Here is a 19,854-nt window from a genome sequence, read left to right as displayed (position 1 = left end):
GCGGCCCGCCTCGCCGCGGTGCCGACGGCCGTTGGCCGTGCCCGGCCGCCTCAGCCCCGGTTAGTGGTCTGAGCGGCCTGGGCGGCGAGCCGGCGGGTGCGGCGGGGGGCGCGGGCCGGGCGGCGGGAGAAGCGGGTGAAGACGGCGACCAGGGCGAGGGCGGCGGCGGTGGCGGAGCTGACGGTGAGGCCCTCGGTGAGACCGGGCGGCCGGAAGGAGCAGGCGATGCGGTCGGCGCCGGCGCCGAGCGGTACGCCGATCATGCCCAGGACGGGCGTCGGCGGGACGTACCGGCCGCCGCCGGCCGCGCAGGTCCAGCCCTCGGCGGCCGGGACGGACAGCAGCGCGGTGCCGGTGGAGCCGGCCGGGAGGGTCGCGGCGAGGCTGTGCCCGCCGGCCGCCACGCCGGTCGCGCCGGTGGCGGTGAGACGGGCGACGGCGTCGTCCAGGGCGCCGGGCCGCAGGCAGCCGATCGGGCGGGCCGGGATCTGGCCGACCGTGTCGGAGCGCAGGGTCACCCGGACCGTCCCGTCGGCCGGGACCGGCCCCAGCCGGTGGATCGCGACGGCGGTGGTGGGCTGTTCGCCGTCGCTGCGGTAGGTGGTGCCGAGACCGCTGACCGTGCCCCGGTACCAGACGCCGTGGAAGTAGGCCGTGCCGCCGGGGGTGCAGGCCGCGGTGAGGACGGTGCCCTCGGCGCCGCCGGGCAGCGACCAGCCGCTGGTGCCGTGCAGGGTGGGCGCCGGGCCGCCGGCCGGGACGGGCAGCGGGGCCTCGTACACCCGGCTGCCGAGCAGCGACTCCTGCCGGGACCAGACCGAGGAGGTGTCCGGCCGGGCGCCGGGCGGCAGCACGGTGACCAGCGGCGGTGCGGCGGCCCGTCCGGGGGTGAAGCCGTCCGGGGGCGGCCCGTCGTCGAGGTGGGCGCGGACGGCGAACAGGGCCTGCCCGACCGGATCGGTGACGCTGGCGGTCTGCCGCCCGCCCGCCGTCCAGCCCGCGCCGAGGTCGTGCAGCAGCAGGGCGGCGACGGTCGGCAGGTAGCCGCTGAAGTAGCCGCCGCCCTGGCCGTCGAGCAGCAGCGGATCGTTGGTGGTGAAGGCGTGCGGACCGGGGTCGCTGCGGCCCCGGGGCCACGCGGCGCCGTCGCGCACCGCCGCGTACCCGGCCCGGACGGCGGTGGCGGAGGCGGTGCCGGCCGGGGCGGCGGCGAGCGCCGCGTACCCGGACCAGACGGCGTTGCCGAGCACCGTGCCGGCCAGCACCCAGGTCGCCAGGGCGGTGGCCCGGCGGTCGGTGTGCCGGCGGTCGAGGGTCCAGAGCGCGGCGAGCAGGACGACCCCGCCGACGGCCAGCAGTGCCCAGGTGGAGGCGCGGACCGAGTGCCGGCCCGCCGCCAGTGCGGCGATCACGGCGACCACGGCGGCGCCGCCCAGCAGGGTGAGCCGGTCCGGCCGGTGCGCCAGCGACACCCAGCCGGCCAGCACCAGCAGGCCGCTGAGCACGAACGCGACCCGGTACGGCCCGCCGGCCGGGATCGCCAGACCGTGCCAGACCAGCACGGTCGGGGTCCAGACGAAGCTGAGCACCACCAGCACCAGCGCCCCGCACCAGACCGCCCGCTCCCGGACCCGCACCCGCCGGTTGAACGGCAGCCCGCACACCAGCAGCAGCCCCAGCAGGCCGATCGCGACGTCCGGCAGCGGCCGCCCGCCGTGGGTGGCGGGCAGCAGCTGCGCGAGGTGCCCGCCGAGCCCGGACGGGCCGAGCGGCTGCACCGGGGACTCCGGCTGGGCGCCGTGCGCGGCCCGGACGGCGACGAACAGCACGGGCGAGGCGAGCAGGACGCCGGTGGTGGCCATCGTGAAGGCCCGCCCGGTGACCCGGACCCGGTGGCGCAACGGCCGGGGGGCGGCGAACAGGCGGACGGCCAGCAGCAGCCCGGCCATCAGGGTGGCCAGCGCGGCGGTGTACAGGTTGCCGGTCCAGGCGAGGGTGACGCACAGCGAGCCGGCCACCCAGCGCCGCTCGCGCAGGCACCAGTCGGCGGCCAGGCCGAGCAGCGGCAGCGAGACCAGGCCCCAGAGCCACATCGGCGCCGCCCCGCCGACGTCGAGCACCCAGGCGCAGAGCCCGTACCCGACGGCGGCGAGCGCCCGCAGCCAGTGCGGGCCGGCGTGCAGCCGGCCGAGCAGGTGGGCCATCAGGGCGGTGCCGAGGCCGATGGTGGCGAGGGTGACCAGGAGGAGCGCGAGCCGGCCCTGGTCGCGGGGGAGGAGGGCGGTCGCCCAGGAGAACGGGTTCATCAGGTAGGCGAAGAAGTCGGCGAGGAACGGGACGCCGTAGCCGCTGTTCCAGTTGAACAGGAGGTCCCCGGCCGCCCGCCCGTGCAGCAGGTCCCACAGGTGGGCGTGGTACGGCAGGGCGGCCCCGCCCGCCCCCGTCGGCCACGCCCCGCGCAGCCCCACCGCGAGCGCGTACCCGCCCACCGCCAGCCCGGCCGCGCTCCCGCAGACCAGCACCTCCCGCCGCCGCACGCCCATTGCTGCTCGACCCCGTTTCCGCGAGGAACTGCCGGACCCCGCCACCCTAAGCGCGCCCCCCGCGCGGACCCGGCCCCCAGCGCTCCCTCGAAGGGGTGGCGTCCGAGGAGGCTTTGCCGAGTAGCCTGAGAGGGCCGCCAGGATGCCGTATGGGAGGAACCATGAGCATCGCGCCGTACCCCGACTGGATTCGGCCTCCTGCTGGTGGCTACACCGCAGAGGACCTCGACCGGCTGCCTGATCTCCCGCCGCACACAGAGCTGATCGACGGGGGCCTGATCTTCGTGAGTCCGCAGACGAAGTTCCACGTGCGGGCGAAGCGCCTGCTGGAACGAGGGCTGGAGAGCGCGGTTCCCGAGGGCTGGGAGGTGTGGCCGGAGATGACGGTCACGTTGGACCGGCGAAACCGCCCGGAGCCCGACCTGCTCGTGGTGGACGAGGAGTCGGACACCGGCTACCTCCAGACGGGGTTCTCCGCCGAGCACGTGTTGCTCGCGATCGAGGTCGTCTCGGAGGAATCCCGCGAGCGTGACCGCGAGGTCAAGCCGCGAAAGTACGCGGCCGCCGGCATCCGTCACTTCTGGCGCGTCGAGTGCGATGAGGGGCGCCCGGTGGTGCACGTCTACGAGCTGGACCCGGCGACCAGGTCGTACGGACTGGCCGGGATCCACCACAAGCAGTTGAAGGTCGATCGGCCGTTCCCCGTCGGGATCGACCTGACCTGACCCGTCCGGATGGTGGACGCCTGGTGTCAGCCCCTGGGACACCGGAGTAGGGTCCGAGCATGTCTCGCACGATTCGTCTCGCAGTTGTCCCGGGTGACGGCATCGGCCAGGAAGTGGTGGCCGAAGGTCTCAAGGTCCTGGGTGCCGTGCTTCCCGCCGACGTGAAGCTGGAGACCACCGAGTACGACCTCGGCGCCCGGCGCTACCACCGGACCGGGGAGACCCTGCCGGACAGCGTGCTGGCCGAGCTGAAGTCGCACGACGCGATCCTCCTGGGCGCCATCGGCGACCCGAGCGTGCCGTCGGGCGTGCTGGAGCGGGGGCTGCTGCTGAAGCTGCGGTTCGCCTTCGACCACCACATCAACCTGCGTCCGGGCCGCCTGTTCCCCGGGGTGAAGTCCCCGCTGGCCGGTGAGCCGGCCATCGACTTCGTGGTGGTCCGCGAGGGCACCGAGGGCCCGTACGTCGGCAACGGCGGCTCGCTGCGCACCGGGACGCCGCAGGAGGTGGCCACCGAGGTCAGCCTGAACACCGCGTTCGGCATCGAGCGCGTGGTGCGCGACGCCTACCGCCGGGCCCAGGCGCGTCCGCGCAAGAAACTGACGCTGGTGCACAAGAACAACGTGCTGGTGCACGCCGGGCACCTGTGGTCGCGGATCTTCGCGGAGGTCGGCCGGGAGTTCCCGGAGGTCACCACCGACTACCTGCACGTCGACGCGGCGACGATCTTCTTCGTCACCCAGCCGGAGCGTTTCGACGTCATCGTCACCGACAACCTGTTCGGCGACATCCTGACCGACCTGGCCGCCGCCGTCACCGGCGGGATCGGCCTGGCCGCGAGCGGCAACATCAACCCGGGCGGCGAGTTCCCGTCGATGTTCGAGCCGGTGCACGGTTCGGCGCCGGACATCGCGGGCCAGGGCAAGGCCGACCCGACGGCCACCGTGCTGTCGGTCGCCATGCTGCTGGAGCACCTGGGCTTCGCCGCCGAGGCCGCCCGGGTGGAGGCCGCCGTCGCGGCGGACCTGGCCGAGCGCACCGGCACCCGCAGCACCTCCGAGGTCGGCGACGCGCTGGTCACCCGAGTAGCCGGCTGACGGGCCGGATCCGCTTGACGGACTCCGGCCCACGGGCCGGGGCCGACAACGGTCGCGGCCCGGCGGGCCGCACCACATAACCGCAGCTTGCAGCTCCCCAAGGAGCGGGCAGCTGTTCGGCACGGCCCTCTGGATGCGAGTATCGACAGTGGGTCGTGCCGTTGTGCGTTCGTTCCGGTGCTGGTTGGCCGGGGCGGGCACCCGGCGGTGGCGGCCCGGACCTACCCCACGGTGAAGGAAACAGCCATGAGCACGCCCACCCAGGCGCCCATCACGTTCGACCTCAAGCCTTCCGCCCACCCGCTGCCCACCGCGGAGCGCGAGGCCCGGCTGATCAACCCCGGCTTCGGCCGGGTCTTCACCGACCACATGGTCACCATCCGCTGGACCGAGGGCGTGGGCTGGCACGACGCCCAGCTGGCGCCGTACGCGCCGCTGGAGGTCGACCCGGCGAACATGACCCTGCACTACGGCCAGTCGATCTTCGAGGGCCTCAAGGCCTACCGCCAGGCCGACGGCTCCATCGCGACCTTCCGCCCGGAGGCCAACGCGGCCCGCTTCCAGGCCTCGGCCCGCCGCCTGGCGATGCCGGAGCTGCCGGTGGAGACCTTCGTCGAGGCCGTCGAGCTGCTGGTCCAGCAGGACCAGGCGTGGGTGCCGGACGAGCCCGAGCAGAGCCTGTACCTGCGTCCGTTCATGTTCGCCACCGAGGTCGGTCTGGGTGTCCGCCCGGCGAACTCCTACCTGTTCATGATCATCGCCTCGCCGGCCGGCGCCTACTTCCCGGGCGGCGTCAAGCCGGTCTCGGTGTGGCTGTCCAAGGAGTACGTCCGGGCCGCGCCCGGCGGCACCGGCGCCGCCAAGTGCGCCGGCAACTACGCCGCTTCGCTGATCGCCCAGGCCCAGGCCGCCGAGAAGGGCTGCGACCAGGTCGTCTGGCTCGACGCCGCCGAGCACCGGTGGATCGAGGAGATGGGCGGCATGAACCTGTACTTCGTCTTCGGCGAGGGCAAGGACGCGAAGATCGTCACCCCCGAGCTGTCCGGCGCCCTGCTGCCCGGCATCACCCGCGACTCGCTGCTCCAGCTCGCCACCGACCTCGGCTACGCCGTCGAGGAGCGGAAGATCTCCACCGACGAGTGGCAGCAGGGCAACGCGGACGGCACCCTCACCGAGGTGTTCGCCTGCGGCACCGCCGCCGTCATCACCCCGGTCGGCTCGGTCAAGTCGGCCGCCGCCGACTGGACGGTCGGCACCGGCGAGCCCGGCCCGACCACCATGGAGCTGCGCCGGGCCCTGCTGGCCATCCAGGGCGGCCAGACCCCCGACACCCACGGCTGGCTGCACAAGATCGTCTGAGGCGGCACCCGCTCCGGCCTGCTCCGTTTCGCATCGCGAGACGGGCGGGCCGGATGCCGGGACGTGTGCCAGACTGCGAACGTGTCCTCGCTGTCGCTGATTATTAACAGCAGGCGCGCCGGTCCGCAGTGACCGCTCCCGCAGGACCCGATGCGGAGCGACCACCAGCGTCCAGACCCGCGCGCAGACCTCTCGCACCCGCGAGGGGTTTTTTCGTTTTTCGGGCACCGCCCCGATCAACACAGCCTCCGGACCGGCCGGGAGCCCCCACAAGGGGCTCGGGGACACCGGAGCCGCGCGCGGGATGCTGGACAGTGGAGCCGGGACTCACAATCCGGCAGAGCAGTACGAACCTCCCCGAACGGAGAACCAGGGGTCATGACCGAGGTCAGCCGTACCGACGACAGTTTCCACGTGTTCGACACCACCCTGCGCGACGGCGCGCAGCGGGAGGGCATCAACCTGACGGTGGCGGACAAGCTGGCCATCGCGCGGTACCTGGACGAGTTCGGGGTGGGCTTCATCGAGGGCGGTTGGCCGGGGGCCAACCCGCGCGACACCGAGTTCTTCGCCCGGGCCGCCGCCGAACTGGACCTCCGGCACGCCCGGCTGGTCGCCTTCGGCGCCACCCGCCGGGCCGGCGGCAAGGCCGCGGAGGACCCGCAGCTGGCCGCGCTGGTCGCCTCGGGCGCCCCGGTCGTCACCCTCGTCGCCAAGGCGCACGACCGGCACGTGGAGCTGGCGCTGCGCACCACCCTGGACGAGAACCTGGAGATGGTCCGGGACAGCGTCGAGTTCCTGCGCGCGCAGGGGCGGCGGGTGTTCATCGACTGCGAGCACTTCTTCGACGGCTACCGGGCGAACCGCGAGTACGCGCTGGCCGTGGTCCGCACCGCGCACCAGGCGGGCGCGGACGTGGTGGTGCTGTGCGACACCAACGGCGGGATGCTGCCGGCCGGCGTGCGGGAGACCGTCGCCGACGTCCTCGCCGTCACCGGCGCCCGGCTGGGCATCCACGCCCAGGACGACACCGGCTGCGCGGTGGCCAACACGCTGGCCGCGGTGGACGCCGGCGCCACCCACGTCCAGTGCACCGCCAACGGCTACGGCGAGCGGGTCGGCAACGCCAACCTGTTCCCGGTGGTCGGCGCGCTGGAGATCAAGTACGACCGGCGGGTGCTCCCCGAGGGTCGGCTCGCCGAGATGACCAGGCTGTCGCACGCGATCGCCGAGGTGGTCAACCTGACCCCCTCCACCCACCAGCCGTACGTCGGCTACTCGGCCTTCGCGCACAAGGCGGGCCTGCACGCCTCCGCGATCAAAGTCGACCCGGACCTGTACCAGCACATCGACCCGGAGCGGGTCGGCAACACCATGCGGATGCTGGTCTCCGACATGGCGGGCCGTGCCTCGGTCGAGCTCAAGGGCAAGGAGCTCGGCTACGACCTGTCCACCGACCGGGACCTGGCCGGCCGGGTGGTGGCCAAGGTGAAGGAGCAGGAGAACCTCGGCTACACCTACGAGTCCGCCGACGCCTCCTTCGAGCTGCTGCTGCGCGACGAGGTGCGCGGCGGCCGGGAGCGCTTCTACACCCTGGAGTCCTGGCGGACCATCAGCGAGCAGGGCCCGAACGGCTTCACCGGCAACGAGGCGACGGTGAAGCTGTGGGCGAAGGGGGAGCGCCGGATCGCCACCGGCGAGGGCAACGGCCCGGTGAACGCGCTGGACCAGGCGCTGCGCACCGCGCTGGAGGGGATCTATCCGCCGCTGGCCCGGTTCGAGTTGGTGGACTACAAGGTCCGCATCCTGGAGGGCCAGCACGGCACCGGCTCCAAGACCCGGGTGCTGATCGAGTCCACCGACGGCACGTCCACCTGGTCGACCGTCGGGGTGGCCGACAACGTGGTGGCCGCCTCCTGGCTGGCGCTGGAGGACGCCTACACCTACGGGCTGATCCGGGCCGGCCTGGAGCCCACCGAGTAGCCCGCCGAGCAACTCACCGGGCAGCCCGCCGCGGCCGCGGCCCGCGGACCTCCGAACGAAGGTCCGTGGGCCGCGGCCGCAGCCGTGTCCGTCATCGGAGTCGGGCGAGGAGGGCGTGCTCGACGAGGGTGATGAGGGCGCTCTTGGCGCTGTCGCGGCGGCGCGCGTCGAGCGTGATGACGGGGGTCTCGGCGCTGAGCTGGAGCGCTTCGCGGACCTCGTCGGCGGTGTGGGGCTGGTGTCCGTCGAAGCCGTTGAGGGCGACGACGAAGGGCAGTCCGCTGTTCTCGAAGTAGTCGAGGGCGGGGAAGCAGTCGGCGAGGCGGCGGGTGTCGACGAGGACGACGGCGCCGATGGCGCCGCGGACGAGGTCGTCCCACATGAACCAGAAGCGGTCCTGTCCGGGGGTGCCGAAGAGGTAGAGGATGAGGTCTTCGTCGAGGGTGATGCGGCCGAAGTCCATGGCGACGGTGGTGGTGGTCTTGCCGGAGACGTGGCTGAGGTCGTCGATGCCGGCGGAGGCCGAGGTCATGACGGCTTCGGTGCGCAGGGGGTTGATCTCGGAGACGGCGCCGACGAGCGTGGTCTTGCCGACGCCGAAGCCGCCCGCGACGACGATCTTCGCGGAGGTGGTGGCGCGGGTGGGGGCGGCCGCGTTAGAGCTTGCGAAGTCCACTGAGGACCCTTTCGAGCAGCGTGACGTCGGGCTGGTTTCCGGATTCGCCGCCGGAAGCGGGCTGGTGGATGGCGACGAGGCCGGCCTCGGCCAGGTCGGCCACGAGGATGCGGGCCACTCCCAGGGGAAGGGAGAGCAGCGCCGACACCTCCGCGACGGATTTGACCTCCCTGCACAGGGTGCAGATCCGCTGGTGCTCGGGAAGCAGGGTGGCCAGGCGCTGCGGGTCGACGTCGGCGGAGACGAGGGCCTCCAGCGCGAGCTCGTAGCGCGGCCGGGTGCGTCCACCGGTCATCGCGAACGGCCGGATCAGCGGGCCGGAGTCGGGCTCGTCCTCGAACTCCTCGACGTGCCCGGGCTCGTGGGCCGGCCGGTGGTCGGGGGCGGGCGCCGGGTAGCCGGGCGGCGGCGTGTCGAAGGCGGGCTGCGGCTGTCGGTACCGGCCGGACCGGCCCTGCTGGTCGTACTGCTCCTGCTGCGGCTGCCCGTACGGGTGCTGGGGCTGCCCGTACTGGTGCTGGCCGTACTGCTGTCCGTGCTGCTGGCCGTGCTGAGGCTGGCCGTACTGCTGACCGTGGCCGACGCCGGGTGCTCCGAAGGCGTCATGGCCTGTGCCAGGGTACGGAACGCCGTACTGGCCGCTGCGGTCGTCGGGCGGTGTCACGGTTCCTCTCCTCACAGGGTGCGGCGGTGCGGTGCGAGCTTCGGCGCAGGTCCGGAGCCGGTGGTGCGAAGGCCGTACAACGTCCGAACCCGAGCCCGCCGAAGCGGGCCCGGGAAGGACGCGGAGGTACTTCGAATACCTGGACGGTATCCGACGGACCGTCAGTGCAGGAGACTGCCCTGGAGTTCCGCGCGGAGTGCGGGGGTGAGGACGGCGCCGGCGCGGTCGACGAGGAGGGCCATCTCGTAGCCGACGAGGCCGATGTCGGAGTCGGGGGAGGCGAGTACGGCGAGGGCGGAGCCGTCGCTGACGGCCATGAGGAAGAGGAAGCCTCGTTCCATCTCGACGACGGTCTGGTTGACCTCGCCTCCTTCGAAGATCCGGCTGGCGCCGGAGGTGAGGGAGGTGAGGCCGGAGGCGACGGCTGCGAGCTGGTCGGCGCGGTCGCGGGGGAAGCCCTCGGACATGCACAGCAGGAGGCCGTCGGCGGAGACCACCACGGTGTGGGACACCCCGGGGGTGTTGTCCACGAAATTGGTGATCAGCCAGTTCAGGTTCTGTGCGGCCTGGCTCATCTGAGTCAACTCAACGCTCCTGGTGGTTCGAGCCGCCGAAGAGATCGGTGCTTCGGTTCTGTCCGTTGCCGGACGGGTCTACCTGATCGGGGTCGATCCGGAAGCTTCCGGTGTTGCCGGCACTGCGGCCCTGCTCCACGCCGCGGCGCAGGTTGGTGAGCCGGCCGCGGACCTCCTCGGGGCTGCGGGAGACCTGCGGCCCTTCCTGCGGAGTGGGCTTGGCGTTCCCGGCCACCAGGTTCTGCTTGGGCACGCGCCGCGGCAGGCCTGCCCCGGTGGTGCCGCCGGAGGCGGGCTCGCGGGTCTGCTCGGCCTGCTGCCAGGCGCCGTCGTTGGGCGACTGCCAGGGCGAGTTGGTCGGGCCGGTCGGGCCGTAGCCGCCCAGCGCCGACACGTCGTGGCCGCGCGGCTCGTCGACCGCCGAGGTGTCCTTGGCGCCGGCGAACCAGTTCGGGGTCTCGCCGCCGGAGCCGCCGTCCGCCGGAGCGGTCGGGGCGCCGAAGCCGCCGCCCGCCAGCTGCTGGCCGGGGCGGCGCTGCGGCAGCCCGGACGGCAGGGTGGGGGTGGGCTCGGCGGCGGGCAGCGCGGGCGGCTCCGGGGTGTACGGGTGGCCGGCCGGGGCCTCCTCGGCCTGCTGGCCGTACTGGTCGGCGTAGCCGTCCTGGTAGCCCTGGTAGCCGTCGCCCTGGTAGTCCTGGCGGCCGTACTGGTCGTCGGCGTAGCCGGACTGGTCGTAGCCCTGCTGCGGGTACTGGCCGTACTGGTCCTGGCCGTACTCGTCCTGCTGGTAGCCGTACTGGTCGTCGGCGTAGCCGGGCTGCTGCTCGTAGCCCTGGGGGGCGTACTGGTCGTAGCCCTGCTGGTACTCCTCCTCGACCTCGGCGTCCAGCACCGGCGGCTCGCCGTCGTGCGGGCCGCTCTCCAGGGCCGCGCGGCGGACCTGGTCGAGGCGCTGCGAGCGCTGGACGGCCTCCAGGGCCGGGCTGAAGCCGCTGGATCCGGCGTTGCCGGTGCCGGTGAGGTGGTCGTCGAAGCCCAGCTCGGCGGCGCTGCGCGGCTGGCCGTTGGGCGCCCACTGGGAGGTCGGCTCCTGCTCGGCGAAGATCCGGGAGACGGTGAACTGCTCCTCGGGCTCCGGCGCGGCGCCCGACCGGGTGATGAACGGCGGGATCATGACCAGCGAGGTGGTGCCCGCGGACTCGCCGGAGGGGCGGAGCTGGACGCGGACGTCGTGCCGCTGGGACAGCCGGCCGACCACGAACAGGCCCATGCGGCGGGAGATGGTGGCGTCGACGGTGGGCGGCTCGGCCAGCTTCTCGTTGATCTCGGCGAAGTCGTCGGCGGTGAGGCCGATGCCCTTGTCGTGGATCTCGACCAGCACCCGGCCGTCCGGCAGGCGGGTCGCGTTGACCAGGACCCGGGTCTGCGGGCTGGAGAACGAGGTGGCGTTCTCCAGCAGCTCGGCGAGCAGGTGGACGAGGTCGGTCACGGCGGCGCCGACGACCTCGACCTCCGGGATGCCGGACAGCTCGACGCGCTCGTACTGCTCCACCTCGGAGGAGGCGGCGCGGAGCACGTCGACCAGCGGGACCGGGGTGTTCCAGCGGCGGCCGGCCTCCTCGCCCGCGAGGACGAGCAGGTTCTCACCGTTGCGGCGCATACGGGTCGCGAGGTGGTCCAGCTTGAAGAGGTTCTCCAGCTGGTCCGGGTCGGCCTCGTTGTTCTCCAGGTCGGTGATCAGCGCCAGCTGGCGCTGGATCAGGCCCTGGCTGCGACGCGACAGGTTGGTGAAGATCGCGTTGACGTTCCCTCGCAGCAGGGCCTGCTCGGCGGCGAGCGCCACGGCCTGCTGGTGGACCTGGTCGAACGCCCGGGCGACCTCGCCGATCTCGTCCTTGCCGTGCAACGGGATCGGGGTGACGGAGGTGTCGACCCGGTCGGGGTCGGTCTTGGAGAGCTTCTCGACCAGGTCCGGCAGGCGGTGGTCGGCGATCTCCAGGGCGGCGCTGCGCAGGGTGCGCATGCCGAGGATCATCGAGCGGGCGACGTAGCCGGTGAGCAGACCGGCCAGGATGAGCGCCGCGACGACGATGATCGTGTTGAGGATGGCGTCGTAGAGCGCGTTGTCCTTGAGGCCGCGGGAGTCCGTGAGGACGTCGTCCAGCAGCTGGACCTCGGTGTCACGCAGGGCCTGGATGTGGGTGTTGGCGGCCTGGTTCCAGTTCTCCGGGGTGAGACCGGAGTCCTTGGCCTCCTTGTAGGCCTGGTCGGCGGCGGCCTTGCCCTTGCTCTGGCCCTCGGCGGCGGCCTGGCTGTAGGCGGCGCCGAGGGAGAGCAGGGTCTGCATGGAGGGCGCGGTGCCGTTCGGCATCTTGTAGGCCGAGCGCTCCTGCGCGGCGGCCTGGGCGACCTGCGCGTTGGCGTACTTGCGGGCGTCCTCGGGGGCGCTGCCGGTGTTGAACTCGGTCAGCGAGACCTGCTCCAGCCGCTCCGCCACCAGGATCTGCTGGATCACGTCGGCGTTCTCGAACCGGGTGGTGGCGTTCTGGGAGATGCCGACCAGCAGGTGCAGCATGAGCGCGCGCTGGGTCGAGGCGGAGGCCTTGGCGAGGGACATCGCGTAGATCGCGCGGCCCTTGCTGGCGGCGTTGCTGGAGCCGATGCCGACCGAGTTGTCGTAGGACAGCAGCGGGGCGAACATCACCGAGTAGGCGTTGACGGTGGCGCCGGCGAACAGCTCGGCGCCGTACGCGCTGGACCGCAGGTGCGGCAGGTCGACCACCAGGGCCTGGAAGGCCTCGTGGCGGCGCGGCAGTTCGCCGGACTTGTCGGAGGCCGCGTAGGCCGCCTCGTACGCCTTCAGCGCGGCGTCCGTGCTGGCGCGGATCTTGGCGACCTTGCCGTCCGGGTCCTGCTTGGTGAGCAGGGGTATCAGCGTGGTGTCGCGCTCGATCTCCAGCGCTTCGGCGAGCTCGGTGGCCGCCTTGGCGAGTTCGGCGGTCTTCTCGGCGCGGGAGGCCTTGATGTAGCCGTCGACCGAGGTGTTCACGCGGAGGCCGCCGAAGACGAGACTGATGATCACGGGGATCAGCAGGATCGCGATCAGACGGGTCGGCACGCGCCAGTTGCGCGGGCGGAGGAAGTCGTACCGCTTGGAGGCGTCGCCGTCCGGACCGCCGCTGCGGGGTTCCGTGGACGCGGCCGGGGGCTGCGGGGCCGGGGAGGCCTGCGAGCGCTCCTCGGTGGGGGTGAAAGCGGAGAATCCGGCCGGGTCCGCTGCGGTACCGTTCGGCTCGCTCCGGCGGGGCTCGGAGCGCCGCTGCGGGGCGGGTTGCTGCTTACGCCTCACTCGACAACTACCTCTCGGCCGACTGTCGGCCATGGATCAATCCAGCGCTACCCCCGGGCCCTGGCCCGTCACCGGTGGGCCGGCGCGAGGGTTTCAGGGGTAGCTGGAATTTCAGCACGTGCAGGGATGGGGGACAAACAGCCGCAGGATGGCCCCCGCGTCGGTGCAATAGGGACATTCACCGACATGACGGAGCAAAACCGTGGTCTTCTGGCGCTGAGTGACGCTAGTTCACCACGCAGAGTCACTGTTGATCACAAAATGCCTACCGAACTGTTATCCGCTGCTTATACAGCGGGTCTTGCGCGATGCCCCTGGAGGACATCGGCCGGTAGCGGCTCCGCCCCGGGGGCCGTCACGCCGACGGCCCCCGGAGCCCGGAAGTCCGGCCCGTCATCGGAGTCGGGCGAGGAGGGCGTGCTCGACGAGGGTGATGAGGGCGCTCTTGGCGCTGTCGCGGCGGCGCGCGTCGAGCGTGACGACCGGGGTCTCGGCGCTGAGCTGGAGCGCTTCGCGGACCTCGTCGGCGGTGTGGGGCTGGTGTCCGTCGAAGCCGTTGAGGGCGACGACGAAGGGCAGTCCGCTGTTCTCGAAGTAGTCGAGGGCGGGGAAGCAGTCGGCGAGGCGGCGGGTGTCGACGAGGACGACGGCGCCGATGGCGCCGCGGACGAGGTCGTCCCACATGAACCAGAAGCGGTCCTGTCCGGGGGTGCCGAAGAGGTAGAGGATGAGGTCTTCGTCGAGGGTGATGCGGCCGAAGTCCATGGCGACGGTGGTGGTCGTCTTGCCGGAGACGTGGCTGAGGTCGTCGATGCCGGCGGAGGCCGAGGTCATGACGGCTTCGGTGCGCAGGGGGTTGATCTCGGAGACGGCGCCGACGAGCGTGGTCTTGCCGACGCCGAAGCCGCCCGCGACGACGATCTTCGCGGAGGTGGTGGCGCGGGAGGGCGCGGCCGCGTTAGAGCTTGCGAAGTCCACTGAGGACCCTTTCGAGCAGCGTGACATCGGGCGTTCCGCCCGACTCGCCCGCGGCGGCGGGCTGGTGGATGGCGACGAGGCCGGCCTCGGCCAGGTCTGCGACGAGGATGCGGGCCACACCGAGCGGGACACCGGCCAGTGCGGAGATCTCCGCGATGGACTTGACCTCACGGCAGAGGTTCACGATCCGGGCGTGCTCGGGCAGCAGGCCGCCGGTCCGCTCGGCGTTGCCGGTGGTCGAGATCAGGGCCTCGATGGCGAGCTGGTACCGGGGCCGGGTGCGGCCACCGGTCATCGCGTACGGGCGGACCAGCGGCTGCTGCTCGTAGCCGTCGGACTGCTGCCCGCCGTAGCCGCTGCCGTACCCGTTGCCGTACGAGCCGGCGGGTGTCGAGGGCGGGGTCATGGGTCCTCCTTGTGCTGCAGCCTTGGGCAGCCGGTTCCAGCTGGGGCGGTGCCAGCTGAGGCGGGATCAGCTGCCTGAGGGTAGCTGAGGGTGAGACGCCGGGGCCGGTCGGGTCGGACCCGGCGGGGGAGGTGGGACGGTGGACGGATCCCGCTCGGACTCCGGTCAGTGCAGGAGACTGCCCTGGAGTTCCGCGCGGAGTGCGGGGGTGAGGACGGCGCCGGCGCGGTCGACGAGGAGGGCCATCTCGTAGCCGACGAGGCCGATGTCGGAGTCGGGGGAGGCGAGTACGGCGAGGGCGGAGCCGTCGCTGATGGCCATGAGGAAGAGGAAGCCTCGTTCCATCTCGACGACGGTCTGGTTGACCTCGCCTCCTTCGAAGATCCGGCTGGCGCCGGAGGTGAGGGAGGTGAGGCCGGAGGCGACGGCTGCGAGCTGGTCGGCGCGGTCGCGGGGGAAGCCCTCGGACATGCACAGCAGGAGGCCGTCGGCGGAGACCACCACGGTGTGGGACACCCCGGGGGTGTTGTCCACGAAATTGGTGATCAGCCAGTTCAGGTTCTGTGCGGCCTGGCTCATCTGATTCAACTCAACGCTCCTGGTGATCTGCGCCGTTGCCGTCGGTCCGGCCACCGAAACTATCGAATCCGGGCTGCTGGGCACCATGCTGGGAGCCCGGCTGGTTGGCCTGTTCGGCTCCGGCCCGGCGGCCCTGCTGGATGCCGCGGCGCAGGTTGGTCAGCCGGCCGCGGACCTCCTCGGGGGCCCGGGAGACCTGCGGACCGGTCAGCGGCGAGGCCTCGGCGGTGCCGGAGACCAGGTTGGCCTGCGGGGTCCGCCGGGGGAGACCGGACATCGTGACGCCGTTGGTCGAGGGCTCGCGGACCTGCTCGGCACGGCGCCAGCGCTCGTCGTTCGCGGACGGGCGCCACGGGGCGTCCCCGGTGCCGGGCTGCGGCTGCTGGCCCTGCTGCGGCTGCTGCTGACCCTGCTGCGGGGCCTGGGGCTGCGGGGCCTGGGGGGCCTGAGCCTGCGCGGCCTGCTGCGGAGCCTGGGGCTGCGGGGCCTGGGCCGGCCGGCCCTGTCGGCCCTGCGGGTCGGACGGCTGGAACTCCGGCGCCGAAGTGCCGGGCCGGCGCGGCTGGTACGTCCGCGGCCGGGTCTCCTGCCCGCCCTCCTGCGGGTACCACGGCTGCTCGGCCGCACCCCCGGACGGGCCGGTCGGCAGTGCCATCGGCTCCGGCCGGGCCTGCTCCTGGCGCACCGGCTCGGGCCGGGCCTGCTCCTGACGGACCGGCTCCGGACGCGCCGGGTTCGGCACGCTCGGCAGCACCGGCTCCACCAGACCGAGGCCCAGCGGGTCACGCGGGTCGATCTGGCTGGCCTCGAAGCGCGGCCGGGCGAACTGCTGGGTGCTCTCCATCGGCGCCGGCTCGGCCGACGGCAGCGGCTGGGCCTGCTGCTGCGGCGGCAGTTGCGGCTGGCGGTCGCGCTGCGGCGCGTCCGGGCCGGGGCGCTGCGGACGGCGCTGGCCCTGCGGACCGGGCTGGCCCTGCGGGCCGCCCTGACCGGGGCCGCCCTGGCCCTGCGGGGCCGGCCGGCGCTGCGGCAGGCCCTCCTGCGGGCGGTTGCCCGGGCGGGCGCCGCCCTGCTGCTGCGGAGCGCCGCCCGGCCGGCCCGGCCGACTGTGCTGCGGCTGCTCGCCGGTCCGGGGGCCCGGACCGCCGTCGAACTCGCCACCCGGGCGCGGCCGTTCCTGGCCGGGGCGGCCCTGAGCGGGCTGTTGCTGACCGGGCTGCTGCTGACCGGGGCGGCCCTGGTCGGGCTGCTGCTGGCCGCGGCGGGGCAGGCCACCGAGGCCGCCCTGCGCCGGGCCCGGCCGGTTCGGGGCGCGCTGCGGCAGGCCGCCCTGCGGCGACTGCGGCGACTGCGGGGACTGCTGGGCCGGCTTCTGGCCCTGGGGCTGGGGGGTCTGTCGGCCCGGTCCCTGGGGTCCCTGGGGCTGCTGGCCCGGCTGGACGGGGTTCTCGCGCAGCGACTTGCCGACCTGGCGGGTCGGCAGGCCGCCGGCCCGGCCGCCGGGCGCGGCAGGGGCACCCGGGCCGGCCGGAGCACCCGGAGCACCCGGAGCGTTCGGGCCGGTCGGAGCACCGGGGCCGGTCGGGCCGGTCGGAGCGGTCGGGCCGCCCTGGCCGAGCTGCGGGCGGCCGCCCTGCGGGGCACCGCCGGCCGGGCCCTGGCCGAGCGCGGCCGGGCCGCCCTGGCCGGGCGGCACCTGGCGCTGCTGGCGCGGCGTCGGGGCGACCCCGCGCTGCTGCTTGGCCTGGGCGGGGCCGGGCCGGGCCGGGCCGCGGCGGTCGGCGGAGTTGGTGACGTCCACCGGGAGCATGACCAGCGCGGTGGTGCCGCCGGAGTCGCTGGGGCGCAGCTGGATGCGGATGCCGTGTCGCAGGGACAGGCGGCCGACCACGAAGAGGCCCATGCGGCGGGAGACCGAGACGTCCACCGTCGGCGGGTTGGCGAGGCGCTCGTTGATCTCGGCGAGGTCGTCGGGGCTCAGGCCGATGCCGGTGTCGTGGATCTCGACCAGGACGCGGCCGTCGGGCAGCGCGTGGCCGGTGACCCGGACGCGGGTCTGCGGGCTGGAGAACGAGGTGGCGTTCTCCAGCAGCTCGGCGAGCAGGTGGACGAGGTCGTTGACGACGCGGCCGGCGACCTCGGCCGACGGCACGGCGGCGAGTTCGATGCGCTCGTACTGCTCCACCTCGGAGGCGGCGGCGCGGAGCACGTCGACCAGCGGGACGGGCCTGGTCCAGCGGCGGCCCGGGTCCTCACCGGCGAGGACGAGGAGGTTCTCGCCGTTGCGGCGCATGCGGGTCGCGAGGTGGTCCAGCTTGAAGAGGTTGGCCAGCTGGTCCGGGTCGGCCTCGCGGCTCTCCAGTTCGGAGATGAGCGACAGCTGGCGCTGGATGAGGCCCTGGCTGCGGCGCGAGAGGTTGGTGAACATCGCGTTGATGTTGCCGCGCAGGAGGGCCTGCTCGGCGGCGAGGCGGACGGCCTCGCTGTGCACCATGTCGAAGGCGTGCGCCACGTGGCCGATCTCGTCGGTGGAGTCGACGGCCACCGGTTCGACCGTCGTGTCGACGTCGTGCGGGTCGCTCTCGGAGAGGGTCTTGACCAGCTCGGGCAGGCGGCGCTCGGCGACGTCCTCGGCCGCGGCCTGCAGACGGGTCAGCGAGCGCACCATCGAGCGGGCGATCAGACCGGCGCCACCGAGGGCGACGAGCAGCACCAGGGCGATGGCGGCACCGATGATGATGGCCTCGGTGTCGGCCTGGGACTGGAGGTCCTGGGCCTTGCCGTCGAGGTCCTCGATGAGCTTGGACTCGATCCGGCGCTCGGCGGTGATCTTGGCGCTGGCCTTCTCGTACCAGTCCTTGTAGGTCACCGGGTCGGTCTGGTGGATGCCGCTCGGCTGGAGGATCGAGCGCGCGTACCGGTCGGCGTCGGCGATCACCGAGTTGTAGCTGAGCTGGCCGCGCAGGTTGTCCAGGTCGTGCGCGGTGTAGATGTTGTTGAAGCTGGTGAGCGAGTTGTCGTACGAGGTGCGCAGGCGGATGCCGAAGGACTCGTCGCTGGGGCTGAGGTCGGGGCCCTTGGGGTTGGCGAGTGCGGCGCCGATCAGGGCGCGCTGCTGCGAGGTGGCGTTCTTGGCCAGCGAGAACTGCTGCAGCGAGCGGGTCGCGACGAGCAGGTCCTTGTTGTTCGACGCGAGCGCGATGTCCTGGGTGATGGCCAGCAGGTCGCGGATGATCACGTCGTAGGCGGTGATCGTCGACTGGATGTTCTGGTTGTTCTGGTACGGCGTGTTGCGCGCGTCCGAGATCGAGTTCAGGTCCCTGCGGATCTGGAACAGCAGCGCCTTCCCGCCCGAGAGTTCGAGGTTCTCGAACTTGTCCGAGGACGCGGTGAAGGTGCGGCTCAGGTCGTCGGTGGCCCTGCGGGCGGTGACGATGTCGTCGTCGAGCGGGTCGTTGGGGCGCGCGGTGATGTAGCCGGCGCTGATGTCGCGCTCGGTCTGCAGGGCGTCCGCGAGGTTGGTCGCCTTCTTGGCCAGGTCGGACAGGTTGGCCATCTGGGAGAGCTGCTGCGAGTTCTGCATCGAGGCCTGGATCCGCAGGCCACCGAGGACCAGGGAGACCAGGACGGGCAGGGCGAGCAGGGCGATCAGTCGGGTCCGGATGCGCCAGTTGCGCATCGCGAGCCGGCTCAGACCGGTGGCCCGCCGCCTGGTCAGGGTGGTCCGGAGCTTGTCCCGGGTGGACTTCCGTTCCTGGCCGTCGTCCTCCGCGTGGCCGGGGGCCTCGGGGAGCACCGGCTCGGGCGGGCCGCCGGGGGCCGCCGCCTGCTGGGGGGCTGCCACGGGCTCGTGCGACTCCGGGTTACCCGCGGCGCCGCTACCCCTTTTGAAACGTCCCTGCACTGGCGTCGCAACCTCTGGACCGGGCGTCCCGCCGCGTCGCCGCGGACCGGACGGTGTCGAGTTTCCTTCCGCTCCCCGGCTGGTCCGGGTGAGCGCGTCGCCGGGGTGGACTTCTCCCTACCCACGGTCCGTGGCATTCCAGCACAGCCGGGGAATCCCAACAAGGGCCGCCAGGACACGCCGCGCGGCGCTACCGAACGCGTGCGTGACTTCACTGACTGTGCCGTAACAGGACCGGAATACCGCATTTTTCGGACACTCGCCGGATACATGCCAACCCGGCCCGAGATCGAGAAGAGTCACAGACCTTCCGGAATGACCGTTATCGGAGATATGCCAGAAAATCCCGTTGCGGCGATATGTCGGATATCTGCAATTCGCTCATGAATTTGTGAGCAAAATCACAGTCTAATGTGTAGCTTTGGTCACGGTCCCTGTGGAATGAGATCTCGTAACCTGGCTGTCTCCGGAGCACGGCCCCGATCAGCCTGCCCAGAACCCCTCCGAATCATTCGGAATCACTCAGGTCGGTGACGATCCGCCGCGATCCGCCCGGCCGCGACCACGAGGTGCTCTCGATGTCCCAGGCGAAGAAGGCCGCCACCAAGTCCACGCTGCCCTGCCGCTCCACGGCGAACCCGCGCCGGACGACGCTGGCCTCGGTCGCGGACTTCAGCGCGATCCCGGGTGCCCGCAAGCCCGAGGAGGCCGTCACCTACGGCACCGAGCTGCCGGCCAGCACCGCCAACCCGCGCCGCACCCAGCTGATGGTCGCCCCGGCGCCCGTCGTCGTGCAGGACTGACCCGACCCCCGCTCCGACAGGGCGTCGCGGCCGCGCCACCGAGGGCGGCCGCGGCGCCCTGCGGCGTTCCCGGGCGGCTGCCGGGGCTCGCGGCCCAACCGCGCTGAACAGGGGCAAAGCGGTCAGCCGGGGCCCCACGCGATAGCCTGGACGACGATTGACGGGGCCGCGCCCACCGTGGGCGAGGCGCCCACCAGCGCCCGGGCGCGCCCC

The 19,854-nt window shown here is 72.8% G+C and carries 14 protein-coding genes; 5 read left to right on the top strand and 9 right to left on the bottom strand.

Going from position 1 to position 19,854, the window contains the following annotated elements:
* Nucleotides 1-50: 50 nt before the first annotated feature.
* Nucleotides 51-2,543: a YfhO family protein gene (locus tag OG556_RS11985; RefSeq protein WP_371517058.1), complete on the bottom strand. Its 2,493-nt coding sequence runs from the start codon at nt 2,541-2,543 to the stop codon at nt 51-53.
* A gap of 161 nt (nt 2,544-2,704) precedes the next feature.
* Between OG556_RS11985 and OG556_RS11980 the strand changes: the two genes are divergently transcribed.
* The 4 genes from OG556_RS11980 (at nt 2,705) to cimA (ending at nt 7,707) form a co-directional block, all read left to right on the top strand.
* The gene (locus OG556_RS11980) at nt 2,705-3,268 is read left to right on the top strand and encodes a Uma2 family endonuclease (RefSeq protein WP_371517057.1); all 564 of its coding nucleotides are present in this window, start codon (nt 2,705-2,707) and stop codon (nt 3,266-3,268) included.
* A gap of 59 nt (nt 3,269-3,327) precedes the next feature.
* On the top strand, nt 3,328-4,365 hold the full coding sequence (locus tag OG556_RS11975; protein ID WP_371517056.1) for a 3-isopropylmalate dehydrogenase: 1,038 nt from the start codon (nt 3,328-3,330) through the stop codon (nt 4,363-4,365).
* A 246-nt stretch (nt 4,366-4,611) separates the two neighbouring features.
* Nucleotides 4,612-5,724, top strand: coding sequence for a branched-chain amino acid aminotransferase (locus OG556_RS11970; RefSeq protein ID WP_371517055.1), 1,113 nt, complete (start codon nt 4,612-4,614; stop codon nt 5,722-5,724).
* A gap of 378 nt (nt 5,725-6,102) precedes the next feature.
* Nucleotides 6,103-7,707 (top strand): citramalate synthase, encoded by a 1,605-nt coding sequence (cimA, locus tag OG556_RS11965; protein WP_371517054.1) that lies wholly within the window; start codon nt 6,103-6,105, stop codon nt 7,705-7,707.
* Nucleotides 7,708-7,798: 91 nt separating this feature from the next.
* Here the strand turns inward: cimA and OG556_RS11960 are convergent, their stop codons facing one another.
* The 8 genes from OG556_RS11960 to OG556_RS11925 all read right to left on the bottom strand — a co-directional run bounded on the left by OG556_RS11960 (nt 7,799) and on the right by OG556_RS11925 (nt 18,778).
* Nucleotides 7,799-8,383: an ATP/GTP-binding protein gene (locus tag OG556_RS11960; protein ID WP_371517053.1), complete on the bottom strand. Its 585-nt coding sequence runs from the start codon at nt 8,381-8,383 to the stop codon at nt 7,799-7,801.
* Entirely contained in the window at nt 8,364-9,047 is a 684-nt protein-coding gene (locus OG556_RS11955; RefSeq protein ID WP_371517052.1) for a DUF742 domain-containing protein, read from the bottom strand. Before OG556_RS11955 ends, OG556_RS11960 begins: the two co-directional genes overlap by 20 nt.
* A 161-nt stretch (nt 9,048-9,208) precedes the next feature.
* On the bottom strand, nt 9,209-9,622 hold the full coding sequence (locus tag OG556_RS11950) for a roadblock/LC7 domain-containing protein (RefSeq protein WP_030057391.1): 414 nt from the start codon (nt 9,620-9,622) through the stop codon (nt 9,209-9,211).
* A gap of 10 nt (nt 9,623-9,632) precedes the next feature.
* On the bottom strand, nt 9,633-12,971 hold the full coding sequence (locus OG556_RS11945) for a nitrate- and nitrite sensing domain-containing protein (RefSeq protein WP_371517051.1): 3,339 nt from the start codon (nt 12,969-12,971) through the stop codon (nt 9,633-9,635).
* Between the two features lie 393 nt (nt 12,972-13,364).
* On the bottom strand, nt 13,365-13,949 hold the full coding sequence (locus OG556_RS11940) for an ATP/GTP-binding protein (RefSeq protein ID WP_371517050.1): 585 nt from the start codon (nt 13,947-13,949) through the stop codon (nt 13,365-13,367).
* Nucleotides 13,930-14,355, bottom strand: coding sequence for a DUF742 domain-containing protein (locus OG556_RS11935; protein ID WP_063347718.1), 426 nt, complete (start codon nt 14,353-14,355; stop codon nt 13,930-13,932). Before OG556_RS11935 ends, OG556_RS11940 begins: the two co-directional genes overlap by 20 nt.
* 165 nt (nt 14,356-14,520) lie before the next feature.
* Nucleotides 14,521-14,934, bottom strand: coding sequence for a roadblock/LC7 domain-containing protein (locus OG556_RS11930; RefSeq protein ID WP_097236138.1), 414 nt, complete (start codon nt 14,932-14,934; stop codon nt 14,521-14,523).
* Between the two features lie 10 nt (nt 14,935-14,944).
* Complete coding sequence (locus OG556_RS11925) at nt 14,945-18,778, bottom strand: nitrate- and nitrite sensing domain-containing protein (protein ID WP_371517049.1); 3,834 nt, start codon at nt 18,776-18,778, stop codon at nt 14,945-14,947.
* A 590-nt stretch (nt 18,779-19,368) separates the two neighbouring features.
* On the opposite strand from OG556_RS11925, the gene OG556_RS11920 reads away from it, so the two are divergent.
* A complete protein-coding gene (locus OG556_RS11920; RefSeq protein WP_371517048.1) occupies nt 19,369-19,641 on the top strand; it encodes a hypothetical protein in 273 nt (90 codons plus the stop codon).
* The last annotated feature ends 213 nt before the right edge of the window (nt 19,642-19,854 follow it).

Origin of the sequence: Kitasatospora sp. NBC_01300 (assembly GCF_041435235.1) — a bacterium.
Taxonomy (GTDB): domain Bacteria; phylum Actinomycetota; class Actinomycetes; order Streptomycetales; family Streptomycetaceae; genus Kitasatospora.
Note: the sequence above shows the minus strand (reverse complement) of the source record. Positions and strands in the feature narration are given on the sequence as shown.

Excerpts from the sequence above, each read along its gene's own strand:
- OG556_RS11985 (WP_371517058.1), bottom strand. The coding sequence starts at position 2,543 with ATGGGCGTGCGGCGGCGGGAGGTGCTGGTCTGCGGGAGCGCGGCCGGG.
- OG556_RS11980 (WP_371517057.1), top strand. The coding sequence starts at position 2,705 with ATGAGCATCGCGCCGTACCCCGACTGGATTCGGCCTCCTGCTGGTGGC.
- OG556_RS11975 (WP_371517056.1), top strand. The coding sequence starts at position 3,328 with ATGTCTCGCACGATTCGTCTCGCAGTTGTCCCGGGTGACGGCATCGGC.
- OG556_RS11970 (WP_371517055.1), top strand. The coding sequence starts at position 4,612 with ATGAGCACGCCCACCCAGGCGCCCATCACGTTCGACCTCAAGCCTTCC.
- cimA (WP_371517054.1), top strand. The coding sequence starts at position 6,103 with ATGACCGAGGTCAGCCGTACCGACGACAGTTTCCACGTGTTCGACACC.
- OG556_RS11950 (WP_030057391.1), bottom strand. The coding sequence starts at position 9,622 with ATGAGCCAGGCCGCACAGAACCTGAACTGGCTGATCACCAATTTCGTG.
- OG556_RS11935 (WP_063347718.1), bottom strand. The coding sequence starts at position 14,355 with ATGACCCCGCCCTCGACACCCGCCGGCTCGTACGGCAACGGGTACGGC.
- OG556_RS11930 (WP_097236138.1), bottom strand. The coding sequence starts at position 14,934 with ATGAGCCAGGCCGCACAGAACCTGAACTGGCTGATCACCAATTTCGTG.